Origin of the sequence: Capnocytophaga canis, assembly GCF_000827555.1 — a bacterium.
Taxonomy (GTDB): domain Bacteria; phylum Bacteroidota; class Bacteroidia; order Flavobacteriales; family Flavobacteriaceae; genus Capnocytophaga; species Capnocytophaga canis.
In genome coordinates, this window is record NZ_CDOI01000142.1 from 1 (window position 1) to 17,111 (window position 17,111).

Below are 17,111 nucleotides of genomic sequence, written 5' to 3' on the forward strand. Positions count from 1 at the left end.
CCAGCCATTAAGTATACGGTAGGAAAATCAGCCTATGGGTATCGAGGTTTCGGTGATTTGTTCGTTTTCATTTTCTTTGGTTTGGTTAGCGTAGTTGGGACATACTTTTTGTATCTGCACGAATTAGATTGGAAGATTTTTTTACCAGCTACATCTGTTGGGTTACTCAGTGTAGCTGTGTTGAATATCAATAATATGCGTGATTATGAAAACGATAAAGCTATGGGCAAAAACACCTTAGTAGTCAAAATGGGAAGTAACTTGGCTAAATTCTATCACTATTATTTGGTTGTAGTAGCGATGCTTAGTATGTTAGTATTTTCTGTATTGCATTTGCAGACAGGTTGGCAGCTTGTTTATTTGTTGGTATTCATTCCATTAGCGTTGCATTTAATCACTGTTAAGAACAACAAAGTGTTAAAAAACTTGGACAAAGAGTTAAAAAAGGTCGCTTTGAGTACTTTTTTTATGTCACTTTTGTTTTTTATCGGACAAATTTTGTAATTTAGCCACTCTTTTACTTACTAATTTATAATTATAAACACATTTCATAATTACTTAAAATGGAAATCACATATTACGGACATTCATGCGTTGGAATAAAAATTGGTGAAACTTATTTGTTAGTTGATCCTTTTATTTCAGAGAATCCTTTAGCAAAGCATATTGATATCAATAGTATCAAGGCCGATTATATTTTGATAACCAGTGCTCATCAAGATCATACTACCGATGTTGAGGCGATTGCCAAACGTACTAACGCAAAAATAATTTCAAATTTTGAGATTGTTGAATATTTTTACGATCGAGGTATCGATGGTCATCCGCTGAATTTGGGAGGGGGAAATAATTTTCCTTTTGGGGTGCTAAAATTTGTTCCTGCCTTACATTCATCTACTTTCCAAAACGGGAAAGCAGGAGGTTGTGCAGGTGGATTCATTATCAAAACAATGGATAAAACCATTTACATTGCAGGAAATACAGCTCTACATTTTGATATGCAACTTATTCCTGTTCGATACAAATTAGATTTGGCAATTCTTCCAATTGGAGGTAATTTTACTATGGATGTAGAAGATGCTATCATGGCTTCTGATTTCGTGAAATGTAATACCATTATGGGAGTGAATTACGACACGTTCAATCTCATTAAAATCGATCACGAGTTAGCAAAACGTAGCTTCAAAGCTAAAGGAAAAGAATTGCTTTTACCTGCTATTGGAAGCTTTATTACGGTTTAAAAAAATATTCATATCTATTATCAAAGGCTGTATGGAGTTTGATTTGCTCAAAGTCAACTTTTCAGACAGTCTTTTTGGTAAATATATACTTCATTATAACTTACTCTTCTTTCTTAGCAAAAGATGTATAGAGTGCAGAGACAAACTTATTCACAGATAAATAATCAGTATGGCAAACTACTTTTCATCAGATTTTACCTTAGGAATTTTAGGAGGAGGGCAATTGGGTAAAATGTTGCTCACAGAAACACGAAAATATGATATCAAAACCTTTGTGTTAGACCCCAGTTCGGACGCTCCAAGTCGTCTGGCGTGTAATCGTTTTTTTCAAGGAAGCTTATTAGATTTTGATACAGTTTACAATTTCGGGAAACAGGTAGATGTACTTACCATCGAAATTGAAAACGTAAATGTAGAGGCACTCGAAAAATTGGAAGAAGAAGGAGTTAAGGTTTACCCCTCAGCAAGGAGTTTAAAGATTATTCAAAATAAAGGTTTTCAAAAACAATTTTATGCTCAAAATAATATCCCTACAGCCGATTTTTTCCGTTTTCCATCAATTGAAGAGTTAAAAAAAGCCATTGAAGATTCTCACATAAGGTTTCCGTTTGTATGGAAAAGTACTCGATTTGGATACGACGGCAACGGAGTAAAGATAGTCCGTTCGTTCACCGATTTAGAAAGTTTGCCTAAGGGAGAGTGTATTGCTGAGACTATGATTCCTTTCAAAAATGAATTAGCTGTGATTGTGGCTCGAAATTTACAGGGAGAGGTGCGAACTTACCCTGTGGTTGAAATGGAATTTCATCCTGAAGCTAATCAGGTGGAATATGTCATTTGTCCTGCACGTATTTCCGATACTGTGGCACAAAAGGCTCGTGAAGTAGCCTTGAAAACCGCTGAAGCCTTTGGAATTGTTGGCTTGTTGGCGGTAGAGATGTTTCAAACACAAGAAGATGATATTTTAGTAAACGAGGTAGCTCCTCGAACTCACAATTCAGGACATTACAGTATTGAAGCGGCCTACACAAGTCAGTTTGAGCAGCATTTGAGAGCTATTTTAAACCTTCCTTTAGGGAAAACGGAAAGCAAACTCGCTGGAGTTATGGTGAATTTAGTAGGTGCCGAAGGGCATACGGGAGAGGTAGTCTACCAAAATATTGAAAAAATTATGGCAATGGAAGGTGTTACGCCTCATATTTATGGAAAGCGTGAAACACGTCCATTTCGGAAAATGGGACACGTAACTATCATTAGTGAAAATGTGGTTGAAGCACGTCGCATCGCACAAGAAGTTAAGGAAACGATTAAAGTAATTAGTAATTAATTTGGTATGAGATATAATATTGTTACTCTATTATTCCTATTTTCGCTATTGGGATATGCTCAGTATCCTATAACCGACTGGGAAAAAGAAAATTTAAAAGGGAAAGTTAAATCTGTAAAAAGCATTACATATCAGTATATTAATGACAACGGAAAGATGCAAAAAGGTAGTCCAATGACAGGGTTTAACACCCTGGTTTCGTACAACATCAAAGGATACAAGGTTTCCGGAGAACAATTCTCAACCGATGAAAAAATCATAGGAAGTTGGGTGTACATTTACGAGGGCAACAACCTTTTGCGACAAGTAGATGTGTTCAATCAAAAGAAACAAGTGCAAGAGATTATGAAACATACCTACAATTCCAAAACTCAAAAAGAAGATGTAAATGGATACGATGCTAATGGTGTTTTTACAGGAAAACAAATCGCTTGTTACGATGAAAAAGGGCTTAAGATAAATGAATTGTTACTCGACTCAAAAGAGAACTTTTTGATGAAATCCGAATTTATATATGATTCAAAATCAAATCTATCAGAACGTTACATTGAGGATAAGGAAGGTAAAAAAGTGGTTTTGAAATATGTCTATGATGAAAAAAATAATGTAATTGAAGAGAATTACTATGGAAATGGAGGGCAATTGTACGGACAAAAAAAATTTACGTACAAGTATGATAACCAAGGTAATTGGATTGAACGCATTGAAGAAATCTACGGTATGTCGCAGGTATTAACAGAAAGAAAAATCACATACTATTGAGGATATTTTTATCCAATTTTTGCTACTCAGCATTATCATCATTTCTAAACAAATCATTACATCTTTAAGTTCTATTCAAGTTTTGCATTTCATTATAACATTCTAAAGAGTATAAAGCTACGTGAATTTTACTTGCGTAGCATTTGTTTTTTATAGGTTTTTACTTAATTCATTGATTTATAGTGTTAAGATGTGTGTTTTTTGGGTTTTTTTAAAGATACGAAAGGTTTATAGAAAACAAGGAAAAAGGTGTTTTTTCAAGGAAATCACATTTTTTTTGTTAAATAATTCAGAAAAATTTTATGGAATAAATCGTTTTATGTAATTTTGTATGAGATTCAGTACGTTTAGATTAATTTTTAGAAACAAAAAGAGATGAAAAAATTTGCAGTTATCATATTTATTGTATTTAGTTTTTTCTGTGATTTTACATTTGCACAGATGGTACCACCCCGAAAGCCTACCAGTCAGTTGAAGGAAATCGGTTTAGTTGGAAACGTCAGGTCATTGCGAATTACATCGCACATGGCCGTTGATAGTTTTGGGACTATTTACAAAGGAAAAAAAGCAGATTATTGGCGTGGGGACGTTGTAACCAATTTTGATAGAGAAGGGTACAAAACGGATGCGTTGTATTACGATAAAGAAGGTAAGTTGAATCACAAGGTGGTTTATAGGTATAGTAATACAAGGAAGCGTACGGCTCGCGAAACCTACGGTTCAGATGGTAAGATGTCCAAAAGAAGCGTTTATTTATACGATCAAAAAGGAAATAAAATAGCATTCCGAGGATACAATTCTCAAGGTGCTATTTTTGAAGTGTATGCTTATAAAAATAACGATAAGGGTCAAGAAATAGAAGAAGTTTGTGTACAAACAGAACAGTCAACATGTGGTAAATATACACACGAGTACGATGATGCAGGACGGGTTTCAAAACTCTGTCGTTATGTTAGTACTCGTTCATCAAAGCCAGATAACTGTGAGACTTATACCTATGACGCAGAAGGTAGAATGGTCGAGGCGATTCTTTACCAAGGAGATAGACTTATTTATAAGGTTGTCTTTGAGTATGACTCTTCAGGAAATATTACCACACAAACTAAATACGATAGGTTAGGTTTGATGTTGGACGAAGTAGCCTATGTTTATACTTATGACAAAAGAGGGAATTGGATAGAACGCGTCGAATATGTGGACGGTATAGCTCGTTATATGGTTCTCAGAGAGGTTCAGTATCACTAAGCCGGAATAAAAGTCTAACAGTCATTTTGTTAAAAGGTGAGGTGTAGATGCTGTTTAACAATGAGTTATGATTTGAAAAAACAAAAAACATCGATATTTAACCAATAAAAGTAGTGTTTTTAAAAAAAGTTTATTATTTTTGCCATCGGTATTTAATTTTAAAAATATAAAGATTATGTCAGACATTGCATCAAGAGTAAAAGCCATTATCGTTGATAAGTTAGGTGTAGACGAGAACGAAGTAGTAACGGAAGCGAGCTTCACAAACGATTTAGGAGCTGATTCATTGGACACAGTGGAGTTGATTATGGAATTCGAAAAAGAATTCGATATTCAAATTCCAGATGACCAAGCAGAAAACATCGCAACAGTTGGTCAAGCTATCAAATATATTGAAGAGGCTAAACAATAATTTAAGTTGTGAGCTATGAGCAGTAAGCAGTAAGCCAATAACTGAATCAGTTTAGAGTCAGCGTATTAGTCTTATGGCTTACTGTTTTTTTTATTAATGAACTAAATTTGTTTAATTGTATGAGAAATAGACGTGTTGTAGTAACAGGCTTAGGAGCTTTGACCCCAATAGGAAATACCACTCAAGAATATTGGGAGAATTTGATTGCGGGTACAAGTGGTGCTGGCATGATAACGCATTTTGACGCTTCAAAATTCAAAACAAGATTTGCTTGTGAGGTAAAAAACTTCAAGGTGGAAGACTTCATCGACCGAAAAGAAGCACGAAAATTAGACAAATTTACACAATACGCTATGGTAGCTTCTGATGAGGCTATCAAAGATGCAAAAATTGATCTTGAAACCATTGATAAAGACCGTGTAGGAGTTATCTGGGGTTCAGGCATTGGAGGGCTGGAAACGTTTCAGGATGAGATGCTTAACTTTGGAAAAGGAGATGGAAGTCCACGCTTTAATCCTTTCTTTATTCCTAAGATGATTGTAGACATTGCTCCTGGGATGATTTCTATCAAGTATGGATTTAGAGGACCTAATTTTGCTACCGTATCTGCTTGTGCATCATCGGCTAATGCGATTATAGACGCTTTGAACTATATTCGTTTGGGATATGCCGATGTAATTGTTTCTGGAGGTTCGGAAGCTGCGGTTACTATACCAGGAATCGGAGGGTTTAACGCTCTTCACGCTCTTTCTACACGTAATGATGATTATGCAAGAGCCTCTCGTCCGTTTGATGCAACCCGAGATGGTTTTGTGTTAGGTGAAGGTGCAGGAGCTCTCGTTTTAGAAGAATATGAACATGCTATCGCTCGTGGGGCAACCATCTATTGTGAATTGGCAGGAGGAGGACTTTCCGCAGATGCTAATCACATGACGGCTCCACATCCAGAAGGTTTAGGGGCTAAGAACGTTATGCTCAACTGCTTGAGAGATGCTGGGGTGAAACCAGAAGAAGTGGATGCTATAAATCTGCATGGTACTTCAACTCCTCTTGGAGATGTTGCAGAATCAAAGGCTGTGTTAGATGTTTTTGGAGAACATGCATATAACATCAATCTAAATTCAACAAAATCAATGACAGGGCACTTATTGGGGGCTGCAGGAGCTGTAGAGGCTATCGCTTCTATTTTAGCTGTGAAACACGGAATAATCCCTCCGACAATTAACTTTGAAACTGCAGATGAAAGTATTGATCCTAAACTCAACTTTACATTTAATAAAGCTCAAAAAAGAGATGTCAAAGTCGCTATGAGTAATACATTTGGTTTTGGAGGTCATAACGCTTGTGTCTTGTTCAAAAAAATATAGTCATTTTGATAAATCTAAAAAAAATATTAAGTTTTACCCGTTTTAAAAAGAAAAAAGACGGGGTTTTTTATGCCAAAATGGAAGCACTGTTGGGCTATTCTCCAAAGACGTTGTCTTTTTATAGCGAAGCTTTTACGCATCCGTCTTATCAATATGATAAAACCAAACGGAAAAGCTATGAACGTTTGGAGTTTTTGGGTGATGCTATTTTGGGAGCAGTTATCGCAGACTATATTTTTAAGAATGCTCCTGAACAAGATGAAGGGTATTTGACAAAAATGCGATCAAAAATCGTAGAACGCCGCTATTTGAATGAATTAGGTAAAGAAATGCGATTGTTAGATTTTTTACGCACAAAATTGCCCCCAAAACAATTAGGGAACAATATAACAGGAAATTTGTTTGAAGCTCTTATAGGAGCAATCTATCTCGATAAAGGTTACGGTGAGTGTATGAGATTTATTGAAAGGAAATTGATAAAACCTTACATAAATATTAAAAACCTTGAAGATAAGATTCTTAGCCATAAAAGTTTACTCATTGAATGGTGTCAAAAACACAAACTCACTTTTTCCTTTGATACAGACGAAGATAAAGAAGACCGCTCAGGAGCAAAGTATTTTGTGTCAAAAATTTATGTGGAAGGTTTTTCTGTGACTAAAGCAAGAGCTACTTCTAAGAAAAAAGCAGAAGAAAACGCTGCCAAACGAGCGTGTTACAAAATTCAAGGAAAACACAAGAACCTAATTCAGTGATTTGTGCCGAACTCGTTTGTGGTTTTACTTGCTAAATCAATTTTGTTTTTCCTATAAATCCTTCCTGTTTTTGTAAGAAAACCGTACTTTTGTAAATCAAAAAAATATTCCAAATGAAACTAACATCACAAACATTCAACCTGCATAAGGCTACTCGTGCTAAATTGTTGAACTATTTAGATAGTTTGACAGAGCAGGGTTTAGCAACAATTCCTAATGGATTCAATAACAATGTTTTATGGAATATAGCTCATTGCGTTGCAACTCAACAAATATTGTGCTATAAACTTAGTGGATTAACACCCAAAGTGCCTGAGAGTTTTATAGAAACCTATCGAAAAGGTACGGCTCCCGATGGGCATACGCCGACAAAAGAAGAGGTTCAGCAATTAAAGGAATTACTTATATCAACACAAAAGCAACTTCAGGAAGATTATCAACAAGGTTTTTTTGAGAATTTTAATTCATATTCAACAAGTTATGGATTTGAATTGAATTCGATTGAGGATGCTATTCAATTTAATAACACACATGAGAGTATGCATTTGGGAGTGGTTATCAGTTTAAATTATTTTGTGAAGTAGAGTCTTCAAAAATATCATTTCAGAACAAAGGACTGATTTTAAATTGTTTGATGATATTGATGTAGCATTTTGAATGAGATAAAATACACGTTAATCTAAAATAATTCAATATTTTTTAACTGAAACTATTGCTAATTAAATAAATATACCTATCTTTGCCCTTTGAAAAATTAAGTGGATAAAAAATATACATTGCGATGAAAAAAGGAATACACCCAGAATCTTACAGATTGGTAGCTTTCAAAGATATGTCAAATGAAGAAATCTTTATTACGAAGTCTACTATCGACACTAAAGAAACAATTGAAGTTGAAGGAACTGAGTATCCATTAGTGAAATTGGAGATTTCAAGAACATCTCACCCTTTCTATACAGGAAAATCAAAACTTATTGACACCGCAGGACGTATCGATAAGTTTAAAAGCAAATATGCTAAATTTAAAAAATAAGCAGTTTTTTTATTTAATGCACGAGACTGTTCAAAAAATTGGGTCAAACTGATTTTTTGAGCAGTTTTATTTTTACTAATATTTTTGTAATAATTGATATGCAGTGGATACTTTCTTTATTAGGATACTTACTTTTTAAATTGCCTGGGGCTATTATTGGATATTTTTTAGGGTATTTGTTGAAAAGTTTTACAAATAACTCTGGCGGAAGTGGGCAGTATGGATCGCAATCAAATTATCGACAACAACGAACAGTAAGTCCAGCAGATTTTGAGGTTAACCTACTTTCTTTATGTTCATTAGTTATTAAAGCTAATGGGCAGGTCAGCCAATCAGAACTCGATTTTGTCAGGCTTCGTTTTGTTGAAATGTATGGGAAAGATCGAGCTAATGCTGTTTTCAGAACCTTCAACGAGTTAGTGAAAGGACGTGAAATATCTGCTCAGCGAGTTAGTATGTTTCTAAGAGCTCGTACTCCCTACGAAACTCGTTTGCAGATTCTACATTTTCTTTTTGGAATTGCCAAAGCTGATGGTATAGTTAGTGACTCGGAAGAACGTCAGATTAAAGAGATTGCACAATATTTTGCGATTTCACAACATGATTTTGAAAGTATTAAAGCCATGTTTGTTCGCAGCCAGAAAGAAAGTATTCGTGATGCGTATACCATTCTTGAAATCAATCGAAATGCTACTGATGCTGAGGTGAAAAAGGCTTATCGTGAAATGGCAAAAAAATATCACCCAGACAAGGTGATTACACAAGACGAAGCTATCAGAAAAGGAGCTGAGGAAAAGTTTAAGCAGGTGCAACAAGCTTATGAGCAAATCCAAAAAGAAAGGGGACTTTGAGTCAATAAAAAATGGCAAGCTACCTACATCGCACCGCTACAACCACATACCTTTGCTGTGTTCCCACCCTGGAGGATTTTGTAGGAGCTGGTCGTGTAGGACTTGCCGGTGCAAATATACATACTTTTGTACACTAAACAAGTTTTTTTAGAAAAAAATGTGTATATTTGTGGAACAAGAAAATAAAAAAGTGTGTGTAAATATGCTATATTGCTGATTTACAAATAGTTTTTAAAATATTAAAATATAATTAGTTATGCCTACAAACAGAACATTTACAATGATTAAGCCCGATGCTGTGGAGAATGGACACATTGGAGCAATTTTAAATCAGATTACAGAAGCGGGATTCAAAATCAAAGCAATGAAATTCACACAATTGTCTCGTCGAGATGCAGAGCTATTTTATGCAATTCATAAAGAGCGTCCATTCTTTCAAGATTTGGTAGTATTTATGTCGAGAGGCCCTATCGTAGTAGCAATTTTAGAAAAAGATAACGCTGTGGAAGACTTCCGAAAACTTATCGGAGCTACCAATCCCGAAAATGCTGCTGAAGGGACTATTCGTAAGCGATTTGCCAAGTCTATTTCTGAAAATGCTATTCATGGATCAGATAGTGATGAAAACGCAGCTATTGAAAGTAGCTTTCATTTCTCAGGACGTGAAACTTTTTAATGAAGAAAGATGGATGAAATTACGTATTTAGAAAGTAAAATAAGAGATATTTACGATTTTCCAAAACCAGGTGTCGTATTTAAAGATATTACACCTCTGTTGGCTGATGTCCAAGCAACCAGACAGGTTTTAGACTTATTTTTGAAGCGTCTTGATGGAAAGAAAATTGATAAAGTAATCGGAATGGAAAGTCGTGGATTTTTCTTCGGAACGCTCTTAGCTCAACGTTTAGGAGCAGGATTTGTTCCAGTACGAAAACCGGGCAAACTCCCGTTCGAAACTATTGCACAGACCTATGATTTAGAGTATGGTCAGGATCAACTCGAAATCCATTCAGATTCAATTAAAAAAGGAGAGAACGTTCTAATTCATGATGATGTACTCGCTACAGGAGGTACTGCCGAAGCAGCAGTAAAACTCGTTGAAACTCTCGGAGGAAATATTGTCCAGTTGAATTTCCTCATTGAACTTACGTTCTTGAAAGGTGTTCAAAAATTAGGAAATCACGAGGTTTATAGTGTTTTGAAATACTGAAAAAGCTACTTTAAAAATAAATGAGAAAGTAACCATCAATACGTTTTCATTTTTTAAAATGTACAGCCCCAAAAATATTTAACTTTTGGGGCTGTATACTTTTAGATTGGTTTCTCCAATCGGGTAAATATGTCTATAATATTACGTTCAACAGTTCCTATTTAGCTATGTTAACAGCTCTAGTTTCACGAATAACAGTGATTTTTACTTGTCCCGGATAGGTCATGTCTGTTTGAATTTTCTGAGATAAGTTGAACGATAATTCTGCAGCTTTATCATCACTCACTTTTTCACTTTCTACAATCACACGCAACTCCCGTCCTGCTTGAATAGCATATGCTTTTTTCACGCCATTGAAAGAGAATGCTGCATCCTCCAAATCTTTTAAGCGCTGAATGTAAGAATCTAATACCTGACGACGAGCCCCTGGTCTAGCACCACTTATAGCATCACACACCTGAACGATAGGGGATAATAGGGAAGTCATTTCAATTTCGTCGTGGTGAGCCCCAATAGCGTTGCAAACTTCGGGTTTTTCGCCGTATTTTTCTGCCCATTCCATTCCTAAGATTGCGTGAGGAACCTCGGTTTCTACTTGAGGAACCTTCCCTATATCGTGTAGTAATCCTGCACGTTTTGCTAACTTTACATTTAGTCCTAATTCGGCAGCCATTACACCACATAGTTTTGCTACCTCACGAGAGTGTTGTAAAAGGTTTTGCCCATAAGAAGAACGATACTTCATTCTTCCTACACATTTTACTAACTCTGGATGTAAACCGTGAATTCCCAAATCAATTACGGTTCGTTTACCAATATCGATAATTTCTTCTTCAATCTGTTTGGTAGTTTTTTCTACAACTTCTTCAATACGAGCAGGGTGAATGCGTCCGTCCGTAACTAATTTATGTAGTGACAATCGTGCGATTTCTCTTCGTACAGCGTCGAAGCAAGATAGGATGATGGCTTCAGGAGTGTCGTCCACGATGATTTCTACACCAGTGGCGGCTTCCAAAGCACGAATGTTTCTCCCTTCACGTCCGATTATACGACCCTTTACATCGTCCGATTCTAAGTTAAAAACTGACACACAGTTGTCGATAGCTTCTTCAGTTCCAATGCGTTGAATGGTGTTGATGACAATTTTTTTAGCTTCTTGACGGGCAGTTAACTTTGCCTCCTCGATAGTACTTTGGATATATGCCATCGCATCAGCCTGAGCCTCACTTCGTAATGAATCTGTCAATTGAGTTTTTGCCTCCTCAGCAGAAAGTCCCGAAATAACCTCTAATTGTTTTACTTGACTTTTGTGTAGACGTTCAATTTCTTCTTGTTTTTTGTTAAGTGATTGTAGACGATGTTCGGCTTCTTTGTTTTTCTCTTCCAATTCGTCCTTAAGTCGTTTGTTTTGAGCTAATTCGTTTGAAACCTGCGATTCTTTGTCACGGATACGTTTTTCAGCCTCTGCCATTTTTTTGTCTTTACTGGCAATGACTTTTTCATGTTCGCTTTTGAGTTCTAGGAATTTTTCTTTTGCTTGTAGGATTTTGTCTTTTTTGATGTTTTCACCCTCGCTCTTAGCTTCTTTTAAAATAGTATTTGCTTCTGTTTTAGCTCCTAAGATAATTTTTGAAGCGTTTTTTTTCTCCAATACCTTTGCGATGGCAAATCCTAAGGCAATCCCTACGATTCCTGCGACCACAATTCCTAATATTACTGTTTCCATTTGCTTGTTTTAAAAAATTATGTATAAAAAAACCTACATTGATTTGAGAGTTTTGCGTAAACTCCGCGAACAGGTTTAAGGCTACTGAGCTGGTCAAGAATCCGTTCGATGACGGCACGCTTTAACAACTCCACTTACCTTTTTTATTTTGTTTAATGTTGAGTTTACCAAAAAATCATGATCAATGTAGGCAGTAATTCCTTTCTATTTGTAAGAACATATGAATCAAAGCATGGCGTCCATCAATTCGTTGATGGAAGTCAATTTATCTTTAACCGTAGAATCTATTTGACTCTCGTCGAGTTTTTTTTGTTCAATATTTGTTGCTAAAACAATGGCACACAACGCCAAAGCATCTTGTTTGTCTTTCAACTCATATGTTGATTCGAATTTTTGAATCAACTCGTTGATTTCTTTAGCTGCCTTGCGATATCCTTCTTCTTGATGAGGTTCGATGTTCATCGGATAGACCCTATCACCAATTGAAACTTTAATTTTCAAAATTTCATCCATTTTTGTTTGGGTCTATTTTGAAAGTTGAACAATACAAGCGTCAATCTCTCTGATTAAAGCGTTTATCTGTTGTTTTGCTTTTGTTTTTTCTTCCTTACTGCCGAGAATACCGTTTGCAACTTTTATGGCTTCGTATTTTTCTTTCCAAAGAATAATTTCTTTTGTTAAAATCTCTTTTTCATTGCACAAAGAGATTGTTTGCTCTTTTAATCGTTGATTTTCAGATGCTAAATCTTCTATCTTACGTTTCAACTGCATTGCTTTTTCTTCGAGCAATCGAGCCAAATCATATATATTTCCTGTTGCAGACATTCAACGTATTCTGTGGGTACAAAGTTAATACAGAATGCTTAAAAAAACAATTTTTCAATGAATTAATTGAATTTATATTTGTATGTATTTGATATTCAGTATTTTGGTTAATTGATATAAACTCCCAATTTTGCACATTTCTTGATTTATTTTGACGAAAAAATCACAGCATTGATATCAAGGGTTTGCATATGTTCATGTTGTTATTGTATGGAGTTTTTAAAATATCACTGAAAATCATTATATTTGCCTTTTAAACTCAATAGGTGAAAAGAAACAAGCTAAAAATTGTCAACGACCCCGTTCACGGATTTATTCATATACCGGATGCTTTTATATTTGATTTGATGGAACATCCTTATTTCCAACGGTTGCGTCGAATTACACAAATGGGGTTGTCTTATTTGGTATATCCAGGAGCAAGACATACCCGTTTTCAACATGCTTTGGGGTGTATGCATTTGATGCAAAAAGTCGTGGAAACCCTTCGCTATAAAGGTGTTGAGATTTCTGATAAAGAAGCACAAGGGTTGTATGCAGCCATTTTACTTCATGACATTGGACATGGCCCTTTTTCGCATGCCATGGAACACAGTATTGTTGAAAATATTTCACATGAGGAAATTTCTTTGCTCTTTATGCAAGAATTAAATCGAGAGTTTAAAGGAAAATTAGATCTTGCAATTGAAATTTTTCAAGGGACGTACTCGCGTAAGTTTATGAATCAACTTGTTGCAAGTCAGCTTGATATGGATAGATTGGACTATTTGAAACGCGATAGTTTTTACACCGGAGTTGCTGAAGGAAACATCAATCCTGAGCGTATCATCTCAATGCTTAATGTACGGAATGATGAAGTGATGGTTGAAGAAAAAGGGATTTATTCGGTAGAGAAATTTTTGGTAGCTCGACGGTTGATGTACTGGCAGGTTTATTTGCATAAAACGAGTGTTGTGGCAGAACAGTTGCTAATCAAGGTGTTGCAGCGTGTCAAACAGCTTATACAACGAGGTGAGTCCGTGTCCATGTCCTCTCCGCTCAAATATTTTATAGAATGTAGAGTTAGCAAAGATTATTTTTCTAAAGAAATTTTAGACACCTTTGCTATGCTGGATGATACAGACATTATTGCCGCGATGAAACAATGGCAATTTCATTCAGATTTTGTATTGTCTAAATTAAGTAAAATGCTTTTATATAGGGATTTACCAAAGGTGAAAATGCAAAATTATCCCTTTGAAACTGAAAAATTGGAGAGTCAACGTCAAAAGGTAATGCAACACTATAATATCTCAAAAGAGGAGGCTGATTTTTTTGTTTTCTCAGGAGTAGTTAGTAATACTGCATACAATTCGGAACGCCAAAGGATACAAATACTAACCAAGAAAGGAAAGATTACTGACGTAATTAAAGCTTCTGACCAATTGAATTTGGAAGCTTTATCCAAACCTGTGGTAAAACATTATGTTTATTATCCTAAGTAGTTGATTTTGTTTTATCCTCTTCTGTTTAGGTAGCTTTGTAAGATAATGGTAGCACTGATTTCATCAATAAGTTCCTTATTTTGACGTTGTTTTTTTTTCATACCACTGTCAATCATCGTTTGGAAAGCCATCTTTGAAGTAAAGCGTTCGTCTTCACGGAGAATAGTCAGTTCAGGGAATTCCGTGGTTAATTTTTTTATGAAATTTAGAATAAGAGCTTCAATATCAGAATCTTCGTTATTCATCCGTTTCGGTTTACCTACAATTATTTCTCTTACATTTTCTTCGTTTATGTATTTTTTTAAGAATTGTAAAAGCTCATTTGTAGCAACGGTTGTCAATCCTGAGGCTATGATTTGCATAGGGTCGGTAACGGCAATGCCACAACGTTTGACTCCATAATCAATGGCTAAAATTCGATACATATGTTTTTATTTTTACATTTATTTTAAATCTCGGACTTCATAGACGTGCAATTGCTTGTTGGTTTTTCCAACGACAATCCAAATCGATTTATCCAAATCCACATCAATAGCAATAGGGGTATTTCCTATCAGGGGAAAATCCTGTATCAACTCTCCTTTTTCGTTCCAAAGGTATACTTTCTTTTGATAAGAATCCGTAACAGAAACGTAGTTCACGCCTCGAATGCGGAATAATCGTTGACGTTCATATCGTCCATCAGGAATGTCAATTCGCGTGGTTCCTATAGAAATTGTATTTCCTGAAAGAAAAGACGTTGTGTGTTGATTTCCAATTAAATAGTGTTCTCGAGCCCATTCGCGATCATTTACGATGGTATTTCCGTTAAGGTCGATGCGTATCAGTTCACCTCGTTGAGTTGAAAATAGGAAACGATTATCAAAAAACAACGGAGGGTTGTTTGAAAAATTATATTTTCCCTGAATTGGGATGCGAATTTCTCCATTTCGATGCAAAATATTACATTTTCCATCATCAGACAGATATACTAAAAAATCTTTATCGTTGGCTCGATAGTGTTTTGGTGTGAATAGTGGAGCAGCGTTGGTGGTTTTGCGTAGAAATCCGCTTACTACCTCACCTTTTTTGTCGAGCATATGCAGATTTTTTCCTTCAGCAAAAAGAAAACGATATTCCCTATTTCGGTCGTAGTCAAATACTTCCATTGGGGTGATCTTTCCTTTGTACTTTTTGGGAAATGGGGCTACGTTATTGCCATTTCTGTCCACTACCCAAATGGAATGTTCAGTGGTGAATGCCATCTGTAGGAATCCGTTTTTGAACAAATCAACTTGATAGATGGGGCTTTGGATTTTTCCGTCCAATTGTTTTTTCCATAACAAACTTCCGTTATTGCCGATTAAATGAAGGTCGTAGTTCTGATCTTGTACCGCAATTTCTAAACGTTTTGTTCTGTGATTTAGTAAAATCGTTGGTGGGGTAATCATGTTTTCGTCAAAAGAAAATTGAAAACGTTCTTTGATTTTTTCGGAGAGCGATTTTTGAGTTTGTTTTTTGCTAGCGAAATTTAGTATGCAATAGTCATTTTGAGATGTTTGTTGAAAGACCGCCCACCGATAGTTTTCAGCGATTTTTGGGTATTTTTTATTGAATTCACTGTTATCGCGTAGGTTAGCGATATAAGTTAAGTTAGCAGTTGAAGCCGTGTTCTTTTCTAGAACTTCATAGGATTTGTTCGTTGAAAGTGTGTTTTTTCGGTCGATATCCCCCATAACTGCGATGAGCAATTCTTTGGATTTTGAGAATAGCAGATAGTCATCATACACGCTCACAAATCGAGGTTTGAAGTTTGGTTCAAATGATTTGAAGAAATCCAAAGAGGAATCGTCCGTAAGTTCATACATGGCAAAATCACTCTGAGTGACTTCCGTTAAAATAGGAAGTTGCAATAAGGTTTCATCCACATCAAAGGACGATGCGACCACAAATAATCCATCAATAGTACGCACAGAAGCTATGCCATTGAGTTTTTTTTTGAAAGGCACGTGGATTGAATCTCGCAAAACAATGTTTTCAGCTTCTTTGAACGAAAAAGAGGTGGCTTCCAAAATTTGGGCAGGAAACACCTTTGTCAAATCATTTTCGTAAGGAGAGGAACGTATCAGTACATCGTTCTGATAATCGTCTTTAACAATAGCCATTCCGCTGAAACGTATATCGTTTTCTTCCAAAAATAAGTCCAACGCCAGCCAATGGTCAAATTCTTTGGTAATATTTTTCTTAAAAAATGGACTGAAAAACTGGTTAGCCTGTTCATTTTGCATAAAAAGATTTGCACTACATGCCGTTGTAGCGATTCTTTGTAAATCTTCTAAAATGCTTTGACTTTCAGTTTTGTTAGTAGGGTTGGTTTTATCTGTGTTAAAGAAGGAGTGTATTTCAAAAACATTGCTAACAATCAGTCTATTGTCAATTATCGTATAGAACCATTCTTTGCCAAATTGTGATTGTTTTTGAACATGTTGATTTGCATTTTTCCAGATGCTGAGCGTATCAGAAGTTTCTTGTTTAGCGATTGCGAAAAAATTCTTGTAGCCAGTAAAAGCAACCCAAATATTATTGTCAGCAGGGAGGCTTTGTATTAGTTTTGTTTCATAAGTTCGTAATGGTTTAGGATTGTTTTCTTTCCAAAATTCATTGTTTTCGATGGCGCTCAAAAAGTTGTTCTTGTCGTTGATTCGATAGATAACCTGAGTGTTTTCAGGGAATAGAAGCACATCGCCTTTGACAGTTTTTTTACCTCTGCCACAGGCACTGAACCCCAATACAACAACCAATATTGCAAGAAAAATACGCCCCATCACCAACTAATGTATTGCAAAAATAATCTATTTTTTTGATATTTTGTAATTTACATTTTTTTTTCTACT

The 17,111-nt window shown here is 35.6% G+C and carries 19 protein-coding genes and 2 other RNA genes; 14 read left to right on the forward strand and 7 right to left on the reverse strand.

Annotated elements, in window-relative coordinates:
- The 11 genes from menA to CCAND38_RS05295 all read left to right on the forward strand — a co-directional run.
- On the forward strand, window positions 1-504 hold a 504-nt coding region (menA, locus tag CCAND38_RS05245), incomplete at its 5' end, for a 1,4-dihydroxy-2-naphthoate octaprenyltransferase (protein ID WP_042344198.1).
- A 59-nt stretch (window positions 505-563) separates the two neighbouring features.
- Window positions 564-1,241: a metal-dependent hydrolase gene (locus tag CCAND38_RS05250; RefSeq protein WP_042006138.1), complete on the forward strand. Its 678-nt coding sequence runs from the start codon at window positions 564-566 to the stop codon at window positions 1,239-1,241.
- A 169-nt stretch (window positions 1,242-1,410) separates the two neighbouring features.
- The gene (locus tag CCAND38_RS05255; RefSeq protein WP_042344199.1) at window positions 1,411-2,568 is read left to right on the forward strand and encodes a 5-(carboxyamino)imidazole ribonucleotide synthase; all 1,158 of its coding nucleotides are present in this window, start codon (window positions 1,411-1,413) and stop codon (window positions 2,566-2,568) included.
- Between the two features lie 6 nt (window positions 2,569-2,574).
- On the forward strand, window positions 2,575-3,330 hold the full coding sequence (locus tag CCAND38_RS05260) for a hypothetical protein (RefSeq protein ID WP_156129768.1): 756 nt from the start codon (window positions 2,575-2,577) through the stop codon (window positions 3,328-3,330).
- A gap of 375 nt (window positions 3,331-3,705) precedes the next feature.
- Window positions 3,706-4,575, forward strand: a complete 870-nt coding sequence (locus CCAND38_RS05265; protein WP_052458138.1) for a hypothetical protein — start codon at window positions 3,706-3,708, stop codon at window positions 4,573-4,575.
- A 175-nt stretch (window positions 4,576-4,750) separates the two neighbouring features.
- Window positions 4,751-4,987, forward strand: a complete 237-nt coding sequence (locus CCAND38_RS05270) for an acyl carrier protein (protein ID WP_042006133.1) — start codon at window positions 4,751-4,753, stop codon at window positions 4,985-4,987.
- A gap of 119 nt (window positions 4,988-5,106) precedes the next feature.
- On the forward strand, window positions 5,107-6,354 hold the full coding sequence (gene fabF / locus CCAND38_RS05275; RefSeq protein WP_042006130.1) for a beta-ketoacyl-ACP synthase II: 1,248 nt from the start codon (window positions 5,107-5,109) through the stop codon (window positions 6,352-6,354).
- A gap of 5 nt (window positions 6,355-6,359) precedes the next feature.
- Window positions 6,360-7,109, forward strand: coding sequence for a ribonuclease III (gene rnc, locus CCAND38_RS05280; RefSeq protein ID WP_042344244.1), 750 nt, complete (start codon window positions 6,360-6,362; stop codon window positions 7,107-7,109).
- A gap of 113 nt (window positions 7,110-7,222) precedes the next feature.
- Window positions 7,223-7,693: a DinB family protein gene (locus CCAND38_RS05285; RefSeq protein ID WP_042344205.1), complete on the forward strand. Its 471-nt coding sequence runs from the start codon at window positions 7,223-7,225 to the stop codon at window positions 7,691-7,693.
- Window positions 7,694-7,890: 197 nt separating this feature from the next.
- Complete coding sequence (locus CCAND38_RS05290; protein ID WP_042006127.1) at window positions 7,891-8,142, forward strand: type B 50S ribosomal protein L31; 252 nt, start codon at window positions 7,891-7,893, stop codon at window positions 8,140-8,142.
- Between the two features lie 98 nt (window positions 8,143-8,240).
- Complete coding sequence (locus CCAND38_RS05295) at window positions 8,241-8,993, forward strand: TerB family tellurite resistance protein (RefSeq protein ID WP_042006142.1); 753 nt, start codon at window positions 8,241-8,243, stop codon at window positions 8,991-8,993.
- 9 nt (window positions 8,994-9,002) lie between these two features.
- Here CCAND38_RS05295 and ffs read toward each other — a convergent pair.
- Window positions 9,003-9,101, reverse strand: an RNA gene (ffs, locus tag CCAND38_RS11440) — signal recognition particle sRNA small type.
- A 148-nt stretch (window positions 9,102-9,249) separates the two neighbouring features.
- On the opposite strand from ffs, the gene CCAND38_RS05300 reads away from it, so the two are divergent.
- A complete protein-coding gene (locus CCAND38_RS05300; RefSeq protein WP_042344206.1) occupies window positions 9,250-9,669 on the forward strand; it encodes a nucleoside-diphosphate kinase in 420 nt (139 codons plus the stop codon).
- A 9-nt stretch (window positions 9,670-9,678) separates the two neighbouring features.
- The gene (locus CCAND38_RS05305) at window positions 9,679-10,203 is read left to right on the forward strand and encodes an adenine phosphoribosyltransferase (protein WP_042344207.1); all 525 of its coding nucleotides are present in this window, start codon (window positions 9,679-9,681) and stop codon (window positions 10,201-10,203) included.
- A 157-nt stretch (window positions 10,204-10,360) separates the two neighbouring features.
- Here CCAND38_RS05305 and rny read toward each other — a convergent pair whose 3' ends face one another.
- The 4 genes from rny to CCAND38_RS05320 all read right to left on the reverse strand — a co-directional run bounded on the left by rny (window position 10,361) and on the right by CCAND38_RS05320 (window position 12,754).
- Window positions 10,361-11,929, reverse strand: coding sequence for a ribonuclease Y (gene rny, locus CCAND38_RS05310; protein ID WP_042344209.1), 1,569 nt, complete (start codon window positions 11,927-11,929; stop codon window positions 10,361-10,363).
- A gap of 58 nt (window positions 11,930-11,987) precedes the next feature.
- Window positions 11,988-12,093, reverse strand: a non-coding RNA gene (gene ssrS, locus CCAND38_RS11445) — 6S RNA.
- Window positions 12,094-12,154: 61 nt separating this feature from the next.
- On the reverse strand, window positions 12,155-12,442 hold the full coding sequence (locus CCAND38_RS05315; RefSeq protein ID WP_042006118.1) for a cell division protein ZapA: 288 nt from the start codon (window positions 12,440-12,442) through the stop codon (window positions 12,155-12,157).
- Window positions 12,443-12,454: 12 nt separating this feature from the next.
- Window positions 12,455-12,754: a hypothetical protein gene (locus CCAND38_RS05320; protein ID WP_042344210.1), complete on the reverse strand. Its 300-nt coding sequence runs from the start codon at window positions 12,752-12,754 to the stop codon at window positions 12,455-12,457.
- A 266-nt stretch (window positions 12,755-13,020) separates the two neighbouring features.
- Between CCAND38_RS05320 and CCAND38_RS05325 the strand changes: the two genes are divergently transcribed.
- A complete protein-coding gene (locus tag CCAND38_RS05325) occupies window positions 13,021-14,238 on the forward strand; it encodes an HD domain-containing protein (RefSeq protein WP_042006114.1) in 1,218 nt (405 codons plus the stop codon).
- Window positions 14,239-14,249: 11 nt separating this feature from the next.
- On the opposite strand, the gene ruvX is transcribed toward CCAND38_RS05325, so the two are convergent.
- Window positions 14,250-14,663 (reverse strand): Holliday junction resolvase RuvX, encoded by a 414-nt coding sequence (gene ruvX / locus CCAND38_RS05330; RefSeq protein ID WP_042344211.1) that lies wholly within the window; start codon window positions 14,661-14,663, stop codon window positions 14,250-14,252.
- An 18-nt stretch (window positions 14,664-14,681) separates the two neighbouring features.
- Window positions 14,682-17,042, reverse strand: coding sequence for a hypothetical protein (locus CCAND38_RS05335; RefSeq protein WP_052458140.1), 2,361 nt, complete (start codon window positions 17,040-17,042; stop codon window positions 14,682-14,684).
- Window positions 17,043-17,111 lie beyond the last annotated feature (69 nt).